The organism is Eubacterium uniforme (assembly GCF_900167115.1).
Taxonomy (GTDB): Bacteria; Bacillota; Clostridia; order Lachnospirales; family Lachnospiraceae; genus Eubacterium_S; species Eubacterium_S uniforme.
This window is the reverse complement of sequence record NZ_FUXZ01000032.1, coordinates 1-2,287: the sequence shown is the minus strand read 5'-3', so window position 1 is coordinate 2,287 and position 2,287 is coordinate 1. Positions and strand designations below refer to the sequence as shown.

3 protein-coding genes are annotated in these 2,287 nt (G+C 26.7%); all 3 read right to left on the bottom strand.

The window, feature by feature from the left end:
• Positions 1-159: 159 nt before the first annotated feature.
• Positions 160-459 (bottom strand): hypothetical protein, encoded by a 300-nt coding sequence (locus B5D16_RS12225; RefSeq protein ID WP_078767249.1) that lies wholly within the window; start codon positions 457-459, stop codon positions 160-162.
• A gap of 735 nt (positions 460-1,194) precedes the next feature.
• A complete protein-coding gene (locus tag B5D16_RS12220) occupies positions 1,195-2,004 on the bottom strand; it encodes a hypothetical protein (RefSeq protein WP_078767248.1) in 810 nt (269 codons plus the stop codon).
• 5 nt (positions 2,005-2,009) lie between these two features.
• Positions 2,010-2,287: hypothetical protein (locus B5D16_RS12215; protein WP_207651113.1), on the bottom strand; the 278-nt coding region annotated here is incomplete at its 5' end.

Sequence of the window (2,287 nt, the reverse complement as noted above, 5' to 3'; positions counted from 1 at the left end):
TTGAATAGATTATCACTTCATCATCTTCGGTTATTACAGCATAATAATTTTTCGATTCAATAATATTCTTACTAACCATGTGCTCTCCTTTCTTTTAGCACCTACCGTACCATTTGCACCTCCTAAAAACAATCATATTCATCTCCTTTCCGTTGGTTGTTAAAACCAATCTTTTTGCTTGTAGACATATTCGCTTATTTCATGCGATGTGCCTTTTAACCACCCTACCGACAATGCTAACCACGATTCCGTTGGTGTTTGCAATACAAGACCGTGCCCGCAAGCTTCTATGTCTGTGTGATTATCTTCAGGCTTTTCTTCTGCCCAACTAGACCAGTTACATAAGTGGAAGCACTTTTCGGCTTCCGTTTCTCCGAATGTATTGGTGTCTAAGTAAATAGTTCCGTGATAATTCGGAGAAAAGCTTTTGTTTTCGAACAAAAATACTTTAACTATCATAATTTATTTCCTCTTTAATTTTGGGTATGCAAAAGGAGCCAACCCTCACGGGTCAGCTCCCAAAGATAAAAAATATTTAACGATATGAGAATTCTTATATCTCACATACTAATACAATTATAATTATACCATAAAAATTTAGTCCGTTTAGTACAACTTTAGTACATTTAGTCCGCTTTTTTATTTTTTTTATAAAAATCATTGCTAATTTCATAATTATATGTTATTTTATATATGTGCATTAAGTTTGTCCAAAAAGTGCACATTCAAGTTTATAAAAAAGGAGAGCTTTAATTGCTTTCCTTTTTTTATTGCCAACTATATACATATATTAATATTATATGTTTTTTCTTTTTAGAGGTTATATATAATATTTAGATATATTTAATAATAAGATATTTTATAAACAGATACTTTTATAGAACATAATAAGTATCTGTTTTTCCTTTATATTCAAATATTTTTATTTTTTAACTGTTCATGTATTTACACTATTTTATAATTATTCAACATAGATTTACACCATTAATTAATTTTATATATCATAAATTTACACTATTATATAAATAGTTTGCATAAATTTACACCATTTTTCAAAAATAAAAAAGACTACAGCTTACTTATTATAGCAATCTATAGTCTTTTTTTGTCTACAATTCTATTTCTGGTATGATAGCTAGTCTATTTCAGTATATAATACAAAATTTCAACACCCAAATTAAACCTACATCTATTTTATAAATTAGATGTAAGCATTGCATGGAATAATTTACTATTTAGTTTTCTTTCATGATATTTTGTAAAGATGTTATTAAAAAATACTTCTATATCACCTTGTATTTGCTTATAATATTGCCTTATAAGGCCTGCAACATCAATTATGGAGCTTTCTTCAGCTTGAATTTTAAAACGGCTTACAAGTCTTCTTATTAGGTGTATATTATATTCTTCTCCGTAATTACCATTTTCTTCCATTAATCCTAGCTTATGAAAATGTATTACATTATTCTTTTCTTCAGCATAGAATAACTCTGAAGCTATTAATTTTTTGATATACATTCTAATAGTTCTACTCTTGATCATAAAAAGTTCTTTTATCATGCTGAAAAACTCTTTGGTCTTTTTCCTATATGAAACTACAGAATTATTTGATGTACCTGAAAAAGATAAAAGTTTTAAAAGCAGCAATATTTCTCCTGCCTTTAATTTATTTAGATTTGATATAGATAATGCTTTTTTTGAGATATCTATGTATCCATTATCCATATCTTCTTCATTATTATTTCTTATGATAAAATCATGATAATATTCGTTTACAACATTTTTAGTATGTATTACCAGCCCTTTCTTTTCAAGGCCTTCAATAGCGTTATAAAAGCTTTTTTTAGTTATATTTAACGCATTTATAGACTCTGTCATTCTTATAGCTTTAACACTACCAAATGAATCCTGACATTTTACAAGAAAAATGTATAACATTATTTCTGATTTAGTTACTTTTGATTTTATTAAATTATCTATGTTTATTCTGTTAAGCTTGTCCATAATATTTATTCCTTTTCAAGTTTATATTTTTTTCCAATTGCCATGCTTAAATTAATAAAAGCTTGTGCATCCTTTTCAGAATTAAATTCTGCTATTACATTATCATTTTTTTCAATTATTTTTACTTTTTTTTCACACGGTTTATCTTCTGGTATGTTTAAAAACTCATATATTGTTTTTTTATATAATTTTATGTTTTCAGAAATATGTCGGTTTATTCCCATATTTATTATTTTCTGAATCAACTCTTCCTCAGTTTTAGGTACTTCTATAGCTTTACCAT